The following is a 19,026-nucleotide window of genomic DNA, read 5'->3' on the forward strand; positions in this document are numbered from 1 at the left end:
GCCAAGGTCGGGGTCGCGAGTTCGAGCCTCGTTTCCCGCTCCATTTTTTTATGGCGTGTTAGCAAAGCGGTTATGCACTGGATTGCAAATCCATGTAGCTCGGTTCGACTCCGGGACACGCCTCCATTTATTTCATCATAAAAATCTTGGATTATCTTAGTTTAGGCTAGTAAACTATTACTATATCATTCTAGTTTTAGTATTTAATTTTTCCCTTATTTAAACAATATGCAAAATAATATATTAACGATTACCCAATTAAATTATTCCGTAAAACAATTATTGGAATCTCAATTTGGTCATGTATGGCTTATGGGTGAAATTTCTAATTTTAGCCAACCTATTTCGGGACATTGGTATTTAACTCTTAAAGATGAACAATCCCAAGTGCGTTGTGCCATGTTCAGAATGAAAAATCAACGAGTGAATTTCAGACCACAGAACGGTATGCAGGTTTTAGTTCGTGCGAATGTGAGTTTATATGAGCCGAGAGGGGATTATCAAGTTATCATTGAATCCATGCAGCCAGCAGGAGATGGGCTACTTCAACAACAATTTGAACAGCTTAAAATGAAGTTAGCCGGCGAAGGGCTATTTTCCCAAGATCATAAAAAGCCAATCCCTCAACATATTAAAACTGTCGGTATTGTAACATCACAAAGTGGTGCAGCATTACAAGATATTTTGCATATTCTTCAACGTAGAGATCCAAGTTTACAAGTAGTTATTTATCCTACGCTAGTGCAAGGAAAAGAGGCTGCTCAAGAAATTAGTCAGATGATTCAATTGGCGAATTTAAGGAAAGAATGTGATGTATTAATTGTAGGGCGAGGTGGTGGTTCTCTTGAGGATTTATGGTGCTTTAATGAAGAAATCGTTGCGAGAGCAATCTATTCATCTGCGTTACCTATCATTAGTGCAGTTGGACATGAAACAGATGTTACCATTGCAGATTTTGTGGCAGATTTAAGAGCCCCAACCCCTTCAGCTGCTGCTGAATTAGTCAGTCGAGATAAACAAGAGTTAGTGCGACAGCTACAAAACCAATTTGAACGTGTTAATTTAGCTTTTGATCGCTTATGGTCAGTAAAAACGAAGCATTTTACTTACCTAAAAACACGTCTAGTTGCACAACATCCACAACGCCATTTAGCTAGACAAAAACAGCAAATGGATACCTTACACCAACGTATTATTCAGCAAATGCGACAAGTCTTCATCCGCAAGGAAAATCAATGGAAAATGGTGCAACAACGGGTCAAGAAAAATCCATTACCACATAAAATCAACCAATATCAATATGACATTGTGAAATTACAGCAAAAATTAAATTATTTAATGGATAAAAAACTGGTACATAATCAACGTGAATTTCAACAACTTTGTATTCAATTAGAAAGTTTAAGTCCACTGAAAGTCTTTTCTCGAGGTTATTCAATGACCCAGGATCAATCGGGTAAAGCACTGGTTTCTACAAGTGGTTTAAAAGAGGGAGATGTTATCTCTACACGCTTGGCGGAAGGAAAGATAACCAGTAAGGTTTTGTCTATTGAAGACTAGATTGATAAATAGAGAGTAATTCGGCAGATCGTTAGTGATCTGCCTTTTTATTTTGCGATAGTTATCGAAAAAGCAAAATGTTCATATTTTTATCTTAAAACATAGATTTATACTGAGCTAATGATAAATAGCTCAAAAATGAATTTAGATCGATTCTGCCATTATTTCTGTTTTGCTTCTCTTCCTATCATTTTTTTACCGAGTGAATATTTATACTTAGGCGTAGTAGGTGGAGGCGTTGGCATTATATGGGGCATCATTAAGCAAGATAAAGCCTATATTGGGTTAGGTATTGCCATTATCACTATCTATATTCAAATTATTCTTGCCTTTCAAACTGCAAATAGAATAGAGGCTCGAAAGTCTTCTGAGGAAATTAACGTTTCCAGAATATTGAAGCAACAAGAGTATCAAACAGCGATTATTACTCATTTAAATGGTCAGCAAAGCTATGCTAAATGGCAAGCCAAAGAGCCGTTGGTATTAGGAGGCATTTATCAAGCGAAACTGATTATTCGTCCAATTTCCTCACGATTAAATTCAGGTAATTTTGATAAGCAACGTTGGTATTTTTCACAAGGTGTTCAACAAATTTCCACTATTAAACAAGCGAAACAAATTGGAATTACACAAACTTTTCGTAACCATTGGTTAGATAAGGTTAAAACGCAATTATCATCGGCAGAAATGAAAGGAATTTTACTCGCTATTTCCTTTGGGGAAAGAGCTTGGATGAATGCTCAACATTGGCGGACTTTTCAACAAACTGGTACAGCTCACCTTATTGCTATTTCAGGGTTACATATCACTTTGGTAATGGGATTAGGCTTTTTTTTCACTCGTGCTATTTACTGGATTGGGCTTAGATTCGCTTTATTACAAGCGGTAAGATCATCTCATTATATTGCAATTTTAGTTGGTGTTTTCTTTGCTTTTATATACAGTTTCTTGGCGGGATTTTCAGCCCCAACCTTAAGAGCGTTAGTTGCTATTATCTTTGTTGTGCTTTGTCGCTATTATCGAAGGCATTATACACCTTGGCAATATTGGTGGCGCTGTGTGAGCTTGTTGATCTTACTCAATCCACTCTCATTAATTTCAGATAGTTTTTGGCTTTCAATCCTTGCTGTTTTAGGATTGATTATCTGGTATCAATTTTTTCCTTTAAAAAAATGGTGGTGGCTATATTACGATAAAATAACTTCACCTATCCTTAAGTGGATTATTGCCTTATTTCATTTACAGATTGGGATTTTGCTCATTTTTACCCCTGTGCAGTTATTCTTTTTTCAAGGAATTTCATTTTCAGCATTTATTGCCAATATTCTTACTGTGCCAATATACTCATTTGTAATTATGCCGATTGTGCTATTTAGCTTGATTAGCGATAATATTTTGCACAGTTGGGTTATTGCAGATAGCTTAATTAACTGGAATATGCAGGTATTAGAGTGGTTATCATTTGCTTGGCAGGATCTTAGCTATCAACAGCAATGGATTATTTTCAGCATTGATATAGCAATATTATCGGCACTTTTTTGCATACAAAATTTTTTGCAAAAGTTTCTTTGGATCTCACCGCTTGTGGCTATGACTTTTTTGGCTTTATGGTTTGTTCCTCCCATTTTTTTACCATCACAAAAAGCAAAATGGATTAATTTTGATGTGGGGCAGGGGTTAGCAATGGCATTTATTTATCAAGATAATTATCAATCAAAGGCGATTGTTTATGATACAGGGGCAAAGTGGCGAGGTGGTTCTATGGCTAAGTTAGAAATTTTACCTTACTTGATCCGTAATGATATTGATGTCGAAGCAATCTTTATTAGCCATCAAGATAATGATCACGCTGGTGGAGTAAATGATTTAATGCAATATTATCCTAAGGCGAAATTGATTGTATCTGGAGAATACCCTAATTTTCGACAAAACCTAGATTATTGTTTAGCAGGTAAAGTATGGCAATTTGGCCATATTACAGTTAAGGCGATATATCCCAATAGAATTGTGCAACGAGCTAAAAATCAAGATTCTTGCGTGTTGTTGGTCAGTATTGGGACTGAAAAAATAGTACTAACGGGTGATATTGGTATTAAGCAAGAGCGACTGTTTTCCTCCCAATTAGAACAAGCTACATTTTTACAAATTGGACATCACGGTAGTAAAAGCAGTACAAGTCAAACTTTATTAGCTAAGATTAAACCACAATTTGCATTTATTTCCGCAGGGCGATGGAATCCTTGGGGATTGCCTAATAAGCAAGTTATACAACGATTAATGAATCAAGATGTTACGATTTTTAATACAGCAAGAGAAGGAATGAGTCGTGTTACTTTTTATGAAAAGAAATACAGAATAGATACGGCGAGAAATGGTTGGAGTCCTTGGTATCAGGCGTATTTAGGTACGCCATAGCTTATTGTACTATGGCGTATATTTTTTGATTATGGTCTATCGTTCAACGCATTCGGGTTTTTAGTGATAAACATTGCATCACCATAGCTAAAGAAACGATATTGTTCTTCTACGGCATGATGATATGCATTCATACAATGACGGTAGCCCGCAAAAGCAGAAACCAGCATAATAAGCGTTGATTCGGGCAGATGGAAATTTGTGACTAAGGCATCAACGATATGGAATTTCTTACCCGGATAGAGAAAAATTGAAGTATCAGAATAAAAAGGTACAATAAGATCCTTGCCTTCTTGCTCTGCGGCTTGTGCAGCACTTTCAATTGATCTGACAGAAGTTGTGCCGACACAAATTACACGTTTGCCTTTGGCTTTAGTTTCTTTAATTTTTTCTACGACCTCTGGGCTCACTTCAGCATATTCAGAATGCATTTTATGATCTTCAATGGTTTCTACACGTACTGGTTGGAAAGTGCCTGCACCAACGTGTAATGTCACAAATGCAGTATCTACACCTTTTTGCTTTAATTTTTCTAGCATTACATCATCAAAATGTAATCCAGCAGTCGGTGCTGCGACTGCCCCTAATACTTTACTGTATACTGTTTGATAGCGTTCTTGATCGGCTTCTTCATCTGGACGGTCAATATAAGGAGGGAGAGGAATATGCCCAGCTTGTTGAAGCAAATCAAATAAAGGTTGATTAGCCTCAAAACATAATTCAAATAGGGCATCGTGGCGAGCAACCATAATAGCTTTGAGTCCATTACCTTCGCCTAGTTTATCTTCGCCTAAAATGATTTCACTATCAATTTTAGGTGCTTTTGAAGAACGTATATGAGCTAGACAACGTTTTTCATCTAATACTCTTTCGATAAGCACTTCTAATTTTCCGCCACTGGCTTTTTTGCCATATAAGCGTGCAGGAATAACACGAGTGTTATTAAATATCAGTAAATCTCCCTCGTTAATGTGAGAGAGTAAATCGGTAAATTTTTGATCGCTATATTCGCCAGTTTCTCCATTTAAATAGAGTAGGCGACTTGCTGAACGCTCTTTAGTTGGATAACGAGCGATAAGTTCATCGGGTAGATCAAAATGGAAATCTGTTACGAGCAAAATAAATCCTTGTTATATGAAGAGTTATATTAAATATTTTGAGTTAATTTGTTTAGTAGCATCATATTATAGTATTTCTTCATCAGAAAAGTTATCTTTTGTGGCAGGAATCGCTTTTAACACAGCTTTAACGAGAGTCGCCAATGGGATAGCAAAGAATACTCCCCAAAATCCCCATAATCCACCAAAAATAAGTACTGACACGATAATTGTCAGAGGATGAAGATTCACTGCTTCTGAAAATAAGAAGGGAACAACTATGTTACCATCAAGTAATTGACTAATAACAAAAGCCAATAACACATAATAAAAATCAGGTGATAGACCAAATTGGAATAATGCAACTAATACGACAGGAATCGCTACAAGTACAGCTCCAATATAAGGTACAAGAACAGATAGTCCAACTGCAGCTGATAATAAAAGAGGATAACGTAATTGAAAAAATAAGAATAGAATATAAGTAACGATGCCGACAATTAATATTTCTAAGAATTTACCACGTATGTAATTAGCAATTTGTTGTTGCATTTCTCCCCAAACCCGCATAGTTAAATGTCTATTTTTCGGTAAAAATCGTTCTACATCTTGGATAAAAATTTTTTTATCTTTAAGTAAAAAGAAAACCATTAATGGTACAAGAAAAGCATAAATACCAAGTCCCACTAAACTAACGATAGAATTAAGAGAAAAAGCTAAAAGTGAATCACCAAAACCTACAATTTTTGCTCTTAATGCGGTCATCATTGAATCAAGTGTTACATAATCTATAACTTCTGGGTAATGCTCAGGAAGTGTTAGTAACCATTCATTAAGTAAATTAAACATACTCGGTAAATCTTTCAGGAATGTAACTGCTTGATTCCATAGTGCAGGTAAAATGACAACAAAAAGAAAAATAGAAATTGATATGGATCCTCCTAACACAAGTATCAAGCTAATCAATCGCGGTAATTTTAATGTATGAGTAAAAAAACGAATTGGCCACTCAAGTAAATAAGCAAAGACTATTGCAATCAATAGAGGCATTAATATTTGACTAAAAAAATAAAGTGTTCCAAATCCAATTAGTAATATGGAAATTAAAACAACCGTTTGAGGATCGTTAAATTTTTGTCTATACCAATTCTGAAATATTCCAATCATATTAAATTTTTTCTCAGGCAATTTGAGGATTTAAAACACATTATATTTATAGCTTAAGGATATTATTTTTGGCTACATAACACAATAAAACCAAGCTTATTTTCAGGATCATTAAAGGTCTGGAATAATTTTTTTAGATGCTCTCTATTTTCTGATTTAAGTGCATTTCCTACAATTTTTATTGTACCAACTACACCTTCATCTTGAATCCAGTCTCTTGGTGAGAGTAAGTTTAATTCGCCAGTAAAGGTTTCTATATTACGGAACTTTTGATCTTGAAATAAAGATTTCCATCCTGCTTTAGATAAAGGGCTAATTTCGGCATCAATGGCTTCACAAAGTTGTGTAACAACTGTTTCTGCTTCACTTTCTTCAACATTTAATAAAATATCATGAGTTAAAAGTAGTCCATTTGGTTTAAGTACCCGATAATATTCTCTTACAACTTCTTCCTTTTCTTCATTAGCTAGCATGGTGAGCATCGCTTCATTAATCACTACATCAAAGTGATTATCTGGGAAGGGTAATGTATTAGGGGAAGCATTTTGTACTTCAATTAATTCACTGACTTTATTTTCTGCAATATTTTTACGAGCTTTATCTAGTATAGTGTCATCAACATCTGTACTGATAATATGACAGTCATAATTTTTTGCAATATTAATAGACATACTAGCAGTATGACAGGCAACTTCGAGGACTTTTTTATTCTTATTAAAATCACCATTTGCAATAAGCCAATCTGTTGCAATTTTTCCACCTGGACGTAAGCGAATTTTTCCCAAGCGGGTTAAAAAATGTTGTTTAATTTCTTCTTTCTTCATTATGACCACCTTAATTCTGCAAAATAGGATAACAATCCGACTACTTGAATTATTTGAGGTTCAGAGATTGTTAAGCTTAATGATTATAGCTTCTTTTTATTCTTTCTTACATACTGTATAGCATATTTCCAAGAATAATTGATACTTTTTATAATTTGCTTTTATGAGCTTGAAAATAGAGCAATATTAAAGGAGAGGTTAATTGTAACTGCGACTACAAAGAATACAAAATCCCATGTTATAGCAAAAAGGTAGATACAATAACATGGGGTAATAGAGTGGGAACATTTTTTACAAATTAATTCGCTGAACTAACCGCTTGATAGAGAAAACTTAGCTATAAACAGTACGTTTCTCCACGAGATAAACTGATCACACCAGATCTTACGATCTCAATGATAGTAGTTTCAGCTTTTATTGCCTCAATAAAGGCATTAAGTTTTTCACTTGTTCCAGATAGCTGAATCGTATATTGTTTAGGTGTAATATCGACAATTTGCCCTCTAAAAATATCCGCCATTCGTTTCAGTTCATCACGAGTATTGCCTGATGCGTGAGCCTTGATTAAAAGGACTTCACGTTCTACATGGTCATGATGACTTAAATTCATCACTTTAAACACATCGACAAGTTTATGTAATTGTTTTTCGATTTGTTCTAACACTGCCTCATCGCCTTTTGCCACGATCGTCATACGGGATAAACTGCCATCATCAGTTGGTGCAACAGTTAAGCTTTCGATATTGAATCCTCGTTGAGAAAAAAGTCCTACTACACGAGACAAAGCACCGGATTCATTTTCTAATAATACTGATAATGTTCTACGCATCTGTTCTCTCCGTTTTATTAAGCATCATATCTTTCATTGAACCACCCCTAATTTGCATTGGATAAACATGCTCCGTTTCATCAACCAACACATCAACAAAAACGAGTTGATCTTTAATTGAAAAAGCTTCTGTGAGTTTAGCTTCAAGCTCTTCAGGCTTAGTAATTTGAATACCTACATGACCATAGGCTTCCGCTAATTTAACGAAATCAGGCAATGAGTTCATATAAGATTGAGAGTGACGACCGGCATAAATAATATCTTGCCATTGTTTCACCATACCTAAAAATCTATTATTTAGGTTCACAATTACAACTGGTGTGCCATATTGTTTCGCCGTAGAGAGTTCTTGAATATTCATTTGAATACTTCCATCCCCAGTTACGCATACCACAGTCGCTTTTGGAAATGCGAACTTAACACCAATTGCTGCAGGTAATCCAAAGCCCATTGTGCCTAATCCACCAGAATTGATCCAACGACGAGGTTTATCAAAAGGGTAGTGTAATGCTGCAAACATTTGATGTTGTCCAACATCAGATACAACATAAGCATCGCCTTTTGTTAATTTATAGATAGTTTGAATCACTTCTTGCGGTTTAATTACGTCTCCTTTTTCAAAATGTAAGCATTGACGCTCTCTCCACTGTTCTATTTCTTCCCACCAAGTGGTTAGATCCGATTGGTTTTTTAACAAATTTTCATCATCTAATAATGCTAAAAATTCCTCAACTATATTTTTAGCACTGCCTACTATCGGAATATAGGCAGGAACTGTTTTCGAAATTGAAGTTGGATCAATATCAATGTGAATTACTTTCGCATTCGGGCAATATTTATCAAGATTATTTGTTGTCCGATCATCGAAACGTACTCCAATCCCAATAATTAAGTCACTTTCATGCATAGTGGTATTGGCTTCATAAGTTCCATGCATACCAAGCATGCCTAAAAATTGCTTATTTGTACTTGGATAAGCTCCTAGTCCCATCAATGAACTTGTTACAGGTAAATTAAGTTTTTGAGCAAACTCAGTTATTTGAGCGCTAGCTTCTGACATCACAGCCCCTCCTCCGACATAGAGAATGGGTTTTTTAGCTACCAAAATTGCTTTGAGAGCTTTCTTTATTTGACCTTTATGACCCTGTACTGTTGGATTATACGATCTCAATTGAATTTCTTTAGGGTAGTGATAATTAAATTTATTCGCTGGATTAACCACATCTTTAGGTAAATCAATCACAACTGGCCCCGGTCTGCCTGTTGATGCAATATAAAAGGATTTTTTGATGATTTCAGGAATATCTTTTGCATTTTTTACTAAGAAGCTATGTTTTACAACAGGGCGAGAGATACCCACCATATCGCATTCTTGGAATGCATCTGATCCAATTAAATTAGATGGCACCTGCCCAGAAAAAACTATAAGAGGAATAGAATCAGAATAAGCCGTAGCAATACCTGTAATGGCATTTGTTGCTCCGGGGCCTGATGTTACTAATACGCATCCTACTTTACCTGTGGATCGTGCATATCCATCTGCCATATGCACCGCACTCTGTTCGTGTCTAACTAATACGTGTTTTATACCACCTAACGTGTGAATAGCATCATAGATATCAAGAACAGAACCACCAGGATACCCAAAGACATACTCAACACCTTCGTCACGTAAGGACTGCACAACCATTTCTGCACCAGAAAGTTTTTTCATCAAATCCTCCACTCATTACATCATTATCTAACTTTTAATTTATAATCTTGTTGTTGGATTCTGCAAGAAAAATTTTATATTGTCTAGTTATTGAAATCTAAAATACAAAGATTTTTAAAATATAAATTACTTTAAATATAAAAATTTTTAGTATTAAATATTTTTATATTTTATAAAAATACTATTTTATTGTTTTTTAATATATTTTATAAAAATTTTGTTTTTTACTTTTGGTAGAGTCTAGGCAAAATAAGTTATGGATAAATTCTAGAAAAATGAGACATGCATCACAAAATTAAGTTTAAGTTTCAGGTAAAATGTTAAAAATTTTGGGTATATGTAAATCATTATGAGGATAAAACTATGGACGAACAATTACGCCAAGCTGCTTTAGATTTCCACGAATTTCCAGTTCCAGGGAAAATTGAGGTTGCACCAACAAAATCATTAGCAACACAACGAGATCTTGCTTTGGCTTATTCGCCGGGGGTAGCGGAACCTTGCTTAGAAATTAAAGCTGATCCTTTGGCTGCTTATAAATATACATCTAAAGGGAATTTAGTCGCTGTAATTTCGAATGGTTCAGCCGTCTTAGGATTAGGGAATATCGGTGCTTTAGCTGGTAAGCCTGTTATGGAAGGTAAAGGTGTATTGTTTAAAAAGTTTGCTGGAGTTGATGTATTTGATATTGAGATTGATGAGAAAGATCCAGATAAATTAATTGATATTATTGCTGCGTTAGAACCTACTTTTGGTGGTGTCAATCTTGAAGATATTAAAGCACCAGAATGTTTCTATATTGAAAAGAAATTACGTGAAAAAATGAAAATTCCTGTATTCCATGATGATCAACATGGTACAGCTATTATCAGTTCCGCAGCCGTGATTAACGCATTACGTATTATTGATAAAAAAATTGAAGATGTACGTTTAGTTGCATCAGGTGCAGGTGCTGCATCCATTGCGTGCCTAAATTTATTGTTATCTTTAGGTATGAAACGTGAAAACATTGTCGTATGTGATTCAAAAGGGGTAATTTATAAAGATCGTGATGATCGCATGGATGAAACCAAAAAATTTTATGCGATTGAAGATAATGGCTGGAGAACCTTAGACGATGCAATTCCAAATGCTGATATTTTCTTAGGTTGTTCAGCAGCTGGTGCATTGACTCAAGAAATGGTTAAAACTATGGCTGCACATCCTCTCATTCTTGCCTTAGCTAACCCAGATCCAGAAATTACTCCACCTGAAGCAAAGGCTGTACGTCCTGATGCGATTGTTTGTACAGGACGTTCTGACTATCCAAATCAAGTAAATAATGTACTTTGTTTTCCATTCATCTTTAGAGGTGCATTAGATGTTGGAGCAACAACTATCAATGAAGAGATGAAACGTGCAGCAGTCTATGCTATTGCTGATTTAGCATTAGAAGAACAAAGTGACGTTGTCACTTCTGCTTATGACGGTGAAGGTACAGAGTTTGGTTCAGAATACATTATTCCTCGTCCATTTGATCCTCGTTTAATTGTTCGTATCGCTCCTGCTGTTGCTAAAGCAGCTGTAGAATCAGGTGTGGCAACTCGCCCAATTACAGATTGGGATACGTATATTGAAAAATTAACTCAATTTGTCTACAAAACAAGTTTATTCATGCGCCCAATCTTCAACCAAGCAAAAGTAAATAAACAACGCATTGTGTTAGCTGAAGGTGAAGATATTCGCGTTCTACATGCTACTCAAGAAATTGTGTCTATGGGCTTAGCTTATCCAATTTTAATTGGACGTCCATCAGTAATTAATTCACGTATTAAGAAATTAGGGCTAAGAATTGAAGCAGACGTTGATTTTGAAATCATAAATAATGAACAAAATGAACACCACGAGCAACTTTGGAAACGTTATTATAAATTAATGAGCAGAAAAGGGATAACCGTAGAAATTGCTAAACGTGTTGCGACTTCTAATACCACAACGATTGCTTCATTACTTGTTGAAATGGGATATGCTGATGGTATGGTATGTGGACTATTCGGTACGTATAGTCGTCATCTTGATACTATTTTAGACGTTATTGGCTTAAAAGATGACATTAAAGTACCTGCTGCATTAAATAGCCTAGTATTACCAATGGGTAATGTATTTATGACAGATACCTATGTAAATGCAGATCCGACTGCTGAAGAACTTGCAGAAATTACGCTTATGGCAGCAGAAAAAGTGAAACGCTTTGGCATTGAACCAGCTGTCGCATTTGTTTCACATTCAAACTTTGGATCATCTAATTCATTAGGTGCACAAAAAATGCGTGAAGCACTTAAAATTGTACGACAACGTGATCCTAGCTTGATGATTGATGGTGAAATGCATGGTGATTTAGCATTATCAGAAAAATTACGTCTTGATTATATGCCAGAAAGTACATTAAAAGGTTCAGCAAATCTACTTGTTATGCCAAATGTTGAATCTGCTCGTATTAGTTATAATTTATTACGTGCAACAACAACAGCTATTACAGTTGGACCAATTTTAATGGGCGTTAAAAAATCAGCTCATATATTGACTCCAGTTGCATCCGTACGTCGCATTATTAATATGGTGGCATTTGCAGCAGTAGAAGCTCAATCAGTAAAATAGACTAAGCCTTTTTATTAATTGTTAAAATTATATCTACACCTTAATCAGTTTGATTTACTCACTGATAAGGTGTAGATTTTTTATCTACTATGTATTAATAGATAATTATATAAAACATCTCTTTAAGAAGCACCTGTCTTACAAGAAATTCGATTATGCAGAAATACAGAGAAAATAGAATAATATAAGCGGTGAGTTGTTACTAAAATTTTGCAAAAATAAAACGGAATTCACCGCTTTATTGTAGAAGATTAACCTCATAAGCAGGGTATTACTGTGCAAAGTTTATCACTACCTGTTTAATTTTTTATCGACATGATTTTAAAATTATGGATTTTATATTTTGATTGATTAAGGCTTCTATGCAACCTTATTCTATCGCTTGTTGATAGTGATAAAAAATATCTCGGTACATTCCCACCATTAGCTTACGATCATTTGATATATTGCCAAGTTCTTTAGCTAAATTGAATAAACCTGTTTTATGTTTAATTAAAGGGTTGTTAGAATAAAACATGAGAGTTTCCTTTTTGTTTAGATTGAAGTTTGACACTCATATTCTAAACAGGGAACTCTCACTTTTTAAGCGATTTATCAGATTAAGCCTGATCTTCTACACATTATTACGATTTTAGTAAGCCTGATGAACCTTCTGAATAATCCTTAGGTTTTTCTTTTGTAATCTCATTAATTTTTTCGTCTTCTAAATTGAAAAATTTAATCTTATGATTCGTTTCTTCTGGTAACAGAGTTTGAGAACCTTGAGCTAAATGAGCATAGAGCTTTTTATAATCTTCAGCTAGTGTTGAAAGTAAGTTGACAGATCCTTGAAAATGCTTCTCAAGTTGAGATTTTTGCTCTTCTTGTGAAGCTTTTATCTTCCTTAATTCTTTTTCTAATAAATGTTGTTTTTTAATATTACCATTGGTTGCTCTAAGAATAATTACACCAATAATTACACCTACAATAAATGCAACTACAATTGCAACCCAAATGTCACTTGACCATTGTTCCATTATTTTTCTCCTACTTATGAACAAAATATATTTTTATTTTCTATCATGTTATCTTACTGATGAGAAGATAAAATCTTAATAATTAACTAACTTTCTTTAAAATCTGCTTATTCTTCACAAATTTAGTAAAAAGTTTTAGATTTTTTTAATCTAGATCTGTATAATATCGCCACCCTGTTTTTGTTTGGTTTTCCCACCATTCAAGTTTGGTCAGATTTTGACTCGAAGGGGTCGGACTCTACCGTATTAGGTAATATCCACAGAGGATATTGGGTTTAAACAATTCAAATTGGTATTTAATTAATGAAAACTTTTGTAGCAAAACCAGAAACAGTTAAACGTGACTGGTATGTAGTAGATGCGACAGGTAAAACTTTAGGTCGTTTAGCTACTGAATTAGCGCGTCGTCTTCGTGGTAAACACAAAGCAGAATATACTCCTCACGTAGATACAGGTGATTACATCATCGTTATCAACGCAGAGAAAGTTGCGGTAACAGGTAAGAAAGAAACTGACAAAATCTACTACTGGCACACTGGCTATGTAGGTGGTATTAAAGATGCTACTTTCAAAGAAATGATTGCTCGTCGTCCAGAAGCAGTGATTGAAATCGCGGTTAAAGGTATGTTGCCAAAAGGCCCATTAGGTCGTGCAATGTTCCGTAAATTAAAAGTGTATGCTGGTAGTGAACATAACCACGCTGCACAACAACCTCAAGTTTTAGATATTTAATCACGGAGCATAACAATGACAGCAGCAAATCAAAACTACGGCACAGGTCGCCGCAAAAGCTCTTCAGCTCGTGTATTTATCAAACCGGGCAGTGGTAACATTACTATTAACCAACGTTCTTTAGAAGTCTACTTCGGTCGTGAAACCGCTCGTATGGTGGTTCGCCAACCTTTAGAATTAGTTGAGTTAACTGATAAATTAGATTTATACATCACAGTTAAAGGTGGTGGTATTTCTGGTCAAGCAGGTGCGATCCGTCACGGTATCACACGTGCATTGATGGAATATGACGAATCTTTACGTCCAGCATTACGTGCTGCGGGCTTTGTTACCCGTGATGCTCGTCGCGTTGAACGTAAAAAAGTGGGTTTACACAAAGCACGTCGTCGTCCACAATACTCAAAACGTTAATACGACAGTATTTACAACAAAGGCAGGAATTATCCTGCCTTTTTCTATTTATACTCTATATCTATTCGAGGATCGTATGCTCGCTATTATCTCTCCTGCTAAAACACTTGATTATGAAACTAAGATTGAAGGATTTACATTTTCTCAGCCTGAACTCACCGCTTATAGTCAACAATTAATTGATATTTGTAAGCAAATGACTCCAGCGGAAGTCGCATCTTTAATGTCTATTAGTGATAAATTAGCTAGCTTGAATGTAGCTCGTTTTGCCGAATGGAAATTAGAACACAATGAAAAAAATGCCAAAGCAGCATTATTTGCATTTAAAGGAGATGTTTATACAGGGTTGGATGCAGAAAGCCTTACTCACGAGCAAGTAGACTATGCTCAAAGTCATTTAAGAATGTTATCGGGTTTATATGGATTACTTAAACCTCTCGATTTGATGCAACCTTACCGTTTAGAAATGGGAACAAAATTAGCTAACGAAAAAGGCAAAGATTTATATCATTTCTGGGGTGAAATTATCACTCAACATTTACAGAATGCAATTGACCAACAAGAAGATAATATTTTGGTTAATTTAGCTTCTGATGAATATTTCAACTCAGTCAAAACTAACTTATTACACGCAAAAATCATCAAACCCGTATTTTTAGATGAGAAAAATGGTAAATTTAAAGTTATCAGCTTTTATGCTAAAAAAGCTCGAGGCATGATGGTGCGTTTTATCCTAGAAAAACAGCCTACACAAGTAGAGCAGTTGAAAGAGTTTAATTTCGCTGGATATTGGTTCGACGAAGATAATTCTACGGATACAGAATTTGTATTTAAACGTGAGGAACAATAATAGTGCGTAAGCTATTACATAATCCATTAGGTTTATTGATTATTTTATTTATTGCTGGGTGTACTTCTCATCTTGCTGAATTTAGCTTGCCTAAAGAGATTAAATTTCAAGATAAAACTTTTCAGCAAGTTACCAATAATAAATTAGATGAAATGCAACAATCATTGTATTTAGAAAGTCACAGTGCAAAAGATCCTGATAACTGGCAAGAAGGTTTTTTGCTATTTTTAGATAAGAATAGTGACGGAAAAACATTACAGGATCGTCTAACATTACGACAAAATATCTTCCAACAACAAGATAAGACTATCGCTTCACTGAAAATTGAGCAAGGAGAATTGCGTAGCCAAATTATTTATCCGCCTACAGAGCGTTTTAATGATATTCAGTTAGAGGTTTCTCGCGGGCAAAATTCCCAATGTGGGTATAGCCAAATGCAGTTCTCTAACAAGCGGTCAGTTACTGGGAATAATTTGCAAAATTTAGCGATGTATCAGACTGAATTAATCAGTCTTGCAGAGCAACTATCTGTAATGCCTTGGATTATTGAGTGTAAATAAATGGAAAAAGATTATACAAAACAAGTTAATCGAGCAGCAACTTTAGCTATTACCGTCGCTTCAATTCTTATTGTTGTGAAAGCTTTTGCATGGTGGAAAACAGAATCCATGGCAATCCTTGCCGCAATGACCGATTCTCTTGTCGATTTATTTGCATCTTTAACTAACATGGCGATTTTACGCTTTGCACTACGTCCTGCTGATGAAAACCATACATTCGGACATGGTAAAGCTGAATCTCTTGCTGCACTGATACAAAGTGCCTTTATTACTGGTTCAGCCGCCTTCTTACTTTTACAAGGTGTACAACGCTTTACCTCTCCTCAATTTGTGAAAAGCAGTGAGTTAGGGATTGCTATCAGTATTATTTCTGTCTTGCTTACTGCAATCCTTGTGATCTATCAACGAAAAGTAGTTAAAGAAACAAATAGCCCAGCTATTCAAGCTGATTGTTTACATTATCAAACAGACCTTTATATGAATACCGCGATTCTTGTTGCAATGGTATTGAATTTGAATGGATTCATCTATGCAGATGCAATATTTGCGATCGGTATCGCATTTTATATCTTATATAATGCTGGGAAAATGCTATGGGAGGCCATGCAATCTTTATTAGATCAAGCACTTCCACAAGAAGAGGTAGATAAGGTTTGGAATATTGCATTAGAACACCCCGGTATTATTAGTATTCACGACGTTAAAACACGTAGAGCAGGTGCAATTCGTTTTTTCCAATTACATTTAGAACTTGATGATAATTTACCATTAGTTGTTGCCCATGAAATTACAGATGGACTCGAACAAAAACTATTGGATGCTTTTCCAATGTCGGACGTTATTATTCACCAAGAGCCAACAAGTGTTGTGAAAAGAGAGCAGGCTATTCAAAAACAAGCGAAGGAATAATATGTATCAGGCAATTGCACATTTCAGCTATCAAAACTTTGAACGAGACCCTGTCACGTTAATTGATTGTGTATTAGAAGAATGGCGTATCAACGGACAAATTATCGGGAGAGAAATTGGGGTGACACATCATCAATCCGATACTCACTCTAAATTTCAAGTCAACTTAGCGATCCCTGAACAAGATAGTTTGCTACCGCGGTGGAATAGTGAAGAAGTAAATGAAATGCTGGATCAAGCTAAAAAGCATGGTGTGGTGTTTGAATATTTTGAGTTAGTTGGGCGAGATTATAATGCCGTTGAAAGCAGTAATCATCATTCTGCAGATTTCTATATCCTTTATACCACACACTTAGAAAGTTGTTCATCTATTTATAATGGTTACGATTTTTGTCCTACACCATTATATAAAATTAAGGCTGACCACGATCTTTATCGATCCCTCATTCATTGGCAAGAGAATTGGCAAGCTTGCGATCAATTACAAATAAATGGAGGAGCTTTAGAACAACACGCTTTAGCAGAAATATCTAACTATGACAGTGAATTGAGTTTACAGGGTAGAGCATTAGCCCAACAAATTGAAGAACAAAATAAGATTCCAACTTATTATTATCTTTATCGATTAGGAAAAGATGAAGAAATTGAACACAATAGACGTTGTCCAAGTTGCAATGGTGAATGGAAATTAGCAGAGCCATTGCACGATATTTTTCATTTCAAGTGCGACAAGTGCCGTTTAATTTCAAATTTGAGTTGGGAAGTCCAGTAAAAAACGTCTTAGCAAAAAGCTAAGACGTCATCGAATAAAGCAACTTAAAAATAAATTGAATTAAGCAGTATGCTGTTCGTAGGCTTGTAATGTGTTTTTCATTAACATTGCTACTGTCATAGGACCTACACCACCAGGAACGGGAGTGATATAGCTTGCTTTCTCTTTGGCAACATCAAATTGTACATCACCAATTAATTTACCTTCAATACGGTTAATACCGACATCAATAACGATTGCTCCATCTTTTACCCATTCACCAGGAATAAATTCAGGTTTACCAACAGCTACAACTAAAATATCGGCTTGGCGTACATGGCTTTCTAAATCTTCAGTAAAGCGATGGGTAACAGTCACTGTACAGCCTGCTAAAAGTAATTCCAGTGCCATTGGTCTGCCGACTATATTTGATGCTCCCACAATAACTGCGTGTTTACCATGTAAATCCACATTGGTTGTTTCCAATAATTTAATGATTCCATAAGGAGTGCAAGCTCTAAGTGTTGGAATACGTTGGCACAAACGACCTACATTATAAGGGTGGAAACCATCTACGTCTTTATCTGGCTGAATTGCTTCAATCACTTTAGTGCTATCAATATGCTTAGGTAGGGGAAGTTGAACAAGGATACCATCAACTGTATCATCTTGATTGAGTTGTTGAATAAGCGCCAGTAACTCACTTTCTGAAGTGTCTTGTGGTAAATCGTAAGATTTAGATTCAATCCCGATTTCAGCACAGCTTTTTCTTTTACTATTCACATAGACTTGAGAGGCTGGATCTGCACCAACCAAAATCACCGCTAACCCAGGCGATCTTTTGCCTTGTGATTGATAATCTAAAATTTGAGATGCTACTTCCTGTTTAATTTGTTTAGAAAGGGTAGTGCCAGAAATAATTTGTGCTGTCATATAAACTCCGCAAAGGTAAAAGTGGCGCTATTTTCTCAAAAAAATAGCCTTTTGGTAAGTGTGAATATCGATAATGTTCAAAGAACCAACATTTAATTCAAAGAAAGCTAAAAGCTATTGACGATAGAAAGAAAAAAACTATAATTAGTGCCATCTTTAGTCGGCGAGTAGCGCAGCTTGGTAGCGCAACTGGTTTGGGACCAGTGGGTCGTAGGTTCAAATCCTATCTCGCCGACCACTTCAAAGCATTCAATGCGCCCTTAGCTCAGCTGGATAGAGCAACGGCCTTCTAAGCCGTAGGTCATTGGTTCGAATCCAATAGGGCGTGCCATTAAATACCTTTTAAATCAATAAGTTACAAGTTAAGCAACAAGCTTAAATTTTGAGCTTTTGGCTTGGTGTGTCGTAAACGTGACCTGAATTTGCCATTTACAATAATTCACATTCTTCAAACTCAATAAAAAAATGGAAAATCAAGTAGAATCATATCTATTAGCTGTTAAAAAATTCATTCAAATAAGAGGAGGAAAAGCTTTATCTACAGTAATTGAATTTCTTCCTCAAGATGTTCAAGATTATCAAATTAGATTTGGAAAAATGTTAATTAACCCAGAAAATCAC

General features: G+C 35.4%; 16 protein-coding genes, 3 tRNA genes and 1 pseudogene. 12 read left to right on the forward strand and 8 right to left on the reverse strand.

Annotated features, from left to right (window positions below):
- The first annotated feature begins 52 nt into the window (after positions 1–52).
- The 3 genes from Q1J40_RS01335 to Q1J40_RS01345 all read left to right on the forward strand — a co-directional run bounded on the left by Q1J40_RS01335 (position 53) and on the right by Q1J40_RS01345 (position 3,975).
- A tRNA-Cys gene (locus tag Q1J40_RS01335) sits at positions 53–126 on the forward strand.
- 102 nt (positions 127–228) lie between these two features.
- Positions 229–1,560: an exodeoxyribonuclease VII large subunit gene (gene xseA, locus Q1J40_RS01340; protein WP_301098242.1), complete on the forward strand. Its 1,332-nt coding sequence runs from the start codon at positions 229–231 to the stop codon at positions 1,558–1,560.
- Positions 1,561–1,698: 138 nt separating this feature from the next.
- On the forward strand, positions 1,699–3,975 hold the full coding sequence (locus tag Q1J40_RS01345) for a DNA internalization-related competence protein ComEC/Rec2 (RefSeq protein ID WP_301098243.1): 2,277 nt from the start codon (positions 1,699–1,701) through the stop codon (positions 3,973–3,975).
- A gap of 29 nt (positions 3,976–4,004) precedes the next feature.
- Here the strand turns inward: Q1J40_RS01345 and queA are convergent, their stop codons facing one another.
- From queA to Q1J40_RS01370, 5 genes are all read right to left on the reverse strand, one after another.
- Positions 4,005–5,093, reverse strand: a complete 1,089-nt coding sequence (gene queA, locus Q1J40_RS01350; RefSeq protein ID WP_301098244.1) for a tRNA preQ1(34) S-adenosylmethionine ribosyltransferase-isomerase QueA — start codon at positions 5,091–5,093, stop codon at positions 4,005–4,007.
- A gap of 66 nt (positions 5,094–5,159) precedes the next feature.
- Positions 5,160–6,239 (reverse strand): AI-2E family transporter, encoded by a 1,080-nt coding sequence (locus tag Q1J40_RS01355; RefSeq protein WP_301098245.1) that lies wholly within the window; start codon positions 6,237–6,239, stop codon positions 5,160–5,162.
- Between the two features lie 62 nt (positions 6,240–6,301).
- Positions 6,302–7,063, reverse strand: a complete 762-nt coding sequence (locus Q1J40_RS01360; protein WP_301098246.1) for a class I SAM-dependent methyltransferase — start codon at positions 7,061–7,063, stop codon at positions 6,302–6,304.
- 337 nt (positions 7,064–7,400) lie between these two features.
- Positions 7,401–7,892 (reverse strand): acetolactate synthase small subunit, encoded by a 492-nt coding sequence (gene ilvN, locus Q1J40_RS01365; RefSeq protein ID WP_301098247.1) that lies wholly within the window; start codon positions 7,890–7,892, stop codon positions 7,401–7,403.
- A complete protein-coding gene (locus tag Q1J40_RS01370; protein ID WP_301098248.1) occupies positions 7,885–9,606 on the reverse strand; it encodes an acetolactate synthase 3 large subunit in 1,722 nt (573 codons plus the stop codon). Before Q1J40_RS01370 ends, ilvN begins: the two co-directional genes overlap by 8 nt.
- 363 nt (positions 9,607–9,969) lie before the next feature.
- On the opposite strand from Q1J40_RS01370, the gene Q1J40_RS01375 reads away from it, so the two are divergent.
- Positions 9,970–12,243, forward strand: coding sequence for an NADP-dependent malic enzyme (locus Q1J40_RS01375; RefSeq protein ID WP_301098249.1), 2,274 nt, complete (start codon positions 9,970–9,972; stop codon positions 12,241–12,243).
- A gap of 373 nt (positions 12,244–12,616) precedes the next feature.
- On the opposite strand, the pseudogene Q1J40_RS01380 reads toward Q1J40_RS01375, so the two are convergent.
- Both Q1J40_RS01380 and Q1J40_RS01385 read right to left on the reverse strand, forming a co-directional pair.
- Positions 12,617–12,760, reverse strand: a pseudogene (locus Q1J40_RS01380) (IS481 family transposase); the annotation flags it as partial.
- Positions 12,761–12,866: 106 nt separating this feature from the next.
- Complete coding sequence (locus tag Q1J40_RS01385) at positions 12,867–13,259, reverse strand: Z-ring associated ZapG family protein (protein WP_301098250.1); 393 nt, start codon at positions 13,257–13,259, stop codon at positions 12,867–12,869.
- Positions 13,260–13,562: 303 nt separating this feature from the next.
- On the opposite strand from Q1J40_RS01385, the gene rplM reads away from it, so the two are divergent.
- The 6 genes from rplM to Q1J40_RS01415 all read left to right on the forward strand — a co-directional run bounded on the left by rplM (position 13,563) and on the right by Q1J40_RS01415 (position 17,493).
- Positions 13,563–13,991, forward strand: coding sequence for a 50S ribosomal protein L13 (rplM, locus tag Q1J40_RS01390; RefSeq protein ID WP_121121369.1), 429 nt, complete (start codon positions 13,563–13,565; stop codon positions 13,989–13,991).
- Positions 13,992–14,006: 15 nt separating this feature from the next.
- Entirely contained in the window at positions 14,007–14,402 is a 396-nt protein-coding gene (rpsI, locus tag Q1J40_RS01395) for a 30S ribosomal protein S9 (RefSeq protein ID WP_301098251.1), read from the forward strand.
- Between the two features lie 76 nt (positions 14,403–14,478).
- Positions 14,479–15,252, forward strand: coding sequence for a peroxide stress protein YaaA (gene yaaA, locus Q1J40_RS01400; RefSeq protein WP_301098252.1), 774 nt, complete (start codon positions 14,479–14,481; stop codon positions 15,250–15,252).
- Between the two features lie 2 nt (positions 15,253–15,254).
- Positions 15,255–15,812, forward strand: a complete 558-nt coding sequence (locus tag Q1J40_RS01405) for an HI_0983 family protein (RefSeq protein WP_301098253.1) — start codon at positions 15,255–15,257, stop codon at positions 15,810–15,812.
- A complete protein-coding gene (locus tag Q1J40_RS01410) occupies positions 15,813–16,721 on the forward strand; it encodes a cation diffusion facilitator family transporter (protein WP_301098254.1) in 909 nt (302 codons plus the stop codon).
- Between the two features lies 1 nt (position 16,722).
- On the forward strand, positions 16,723–17,493 hold the full coding sequence (locus Q1J40_RS01415) for a Zn-ribbon-containing protein (RefSeq protein WP_301098255.1): 771 nt from the start codon (positions 16,723–16,725) through the stop codon (positions 17,491–17,493).
- A 60-nt stretch (positions 17,494–17,553) separates the two neighbouring features.
- On the opposite strand, the gene folD is transcribed toward Q1J40_RS01415, so the two are convergent.
- A complete protein-coding gene (gene folD, locus Q1J40_RS01420; RefSeq protein WP_301098257.1) occupies positions 17,554–18,405 on the reverse strand; it encodes a bifunctional methylenetetrahydrofolate dehydrogenase/methenyltetrahydrofolate cyclohydrolase FolD in 852 nt (283 codons plus the stop codon).
- Between the two features lie 161 nt (positions 18,406–18,566).
- Between folD and Q1J40_RS01425 the strand changes: the two genes are divergently transcribed.
- Together Q1J40_RS01425 and Q1J40_RS01430 are read left to right on the forward strand one after the other, a co-directional pair.
- Positions 18,567–18,643 (forward strand) — tRNA-Pro (locus Q1J40_RS01425).
- Between the two features lie 16 nt (positions 18,644–18,659).
- Positions 18,660–18,736, forward strand: a tRNA-Arg gene (locus tag Q1J40_RS01430).
- Positions 18,737–19,026 lie beyond the last annotated feature (290 nt).

Origin of the sequence: Otariodibacter sp., from assembly GCF_029256985.1 — a bacterium.
Classification (GTDB): domain Bacteria; phylum Pseudomonadota; class Gammaproteobacteria; order Enterobacterales; family Pasteurellaceae; genus Otariodibacter.

Coding starts and splice junctions, on each gene's coding strand:
- xseA (WP_301098242.1), top strand. CDS start 229: ATGCAAAATAATATATTAACGATTACCCAATTAAATTATTCCGTAAAA.
- Q1J40_RS01345 (WP_301098243.1), top strand. CDS start 1,699: ATGAATTTAGATCGATTCTGCCATTATTTCTGTTTTGCTTCTCTTCCT.
- Q1J40_RS01355 (WP_301098245.1), bottom strand. CDS start 6,239: ATGATTGGAATATTTCAGAATTGGTATAGACAAAAATTTAACGATCCT.
- Q1J40_RS01360 (WP_301098246.1), bottom strand. CDS start 7,063: ATGAAGAAAGAAGAAATTAAACAACATTTTTTAACCCGCTTGGGAAAA.
- ilvN (WP_301098247.1), bottom strand. CDS start 7,892: ATGCGTAGAACATTATCAGTATTATTAGAAAATGAATCCGGTGCTTTG.
- Q1J40_RS01370 (WP_301098248.1), bottom strand. CDS start 9,606: ATGAAAAAACTTTCTGGTGCAGAAATGGTTGTGCAGTCCTTACGTGAC.
- Q1J40_RS01375 (WP_301098249.1), top strand. CDS start 9,970: ATGGACGAACAATTACGCCAAGCTGCTTTAGATTTCCACGAATTTCCA.
- Q1J40_RS01385 (WP_301098250.1), bottom strand. CDS start 13,259: ATGGAACAATGGTCAAGTGACATTTGGGTTGCAATTGTAGTTGCATTT.
- rplM (WP_121121369.1), top strand. CDS start 13,563: ATGAAAACTTTTGTAGCAAAACCAGAAACAGTTAAACGTGACTGGTAT.
- rpsI (WP_301098251.1), top strand. CDS start 14,007: ATGACAGCAGCAAATCAAAACTACGGCACAGGTCGCCGCAAAAGCTCT.
- yaaA (WP_301098252.1), top strand. CDS start 14,479: ATGCTCGCTATTATCTCTCCTGCTAAAACACTTGATTATGAAACTAAG.
- Q1J40_RS01410 (WP_301098254.1), top strand. CDS start 15,813: ATGGAAAAAGATTATACAAAACAAGTTAATCGAGCAGCAACTTTAGCT.
- Q1J40_RS01415 (WP_301098255.1), top strand. CDS start 16,723: ATGTATCAGGCAATTGCACATTTCAGCTATCAAAACTTTGAACGAGAC.
- folD (WP_301098257.1), bottom strand. CDS start 18,405: ATGACAGCACAAATTATTTCTGGCACTACCCTTTCTAAACAAATTAAA.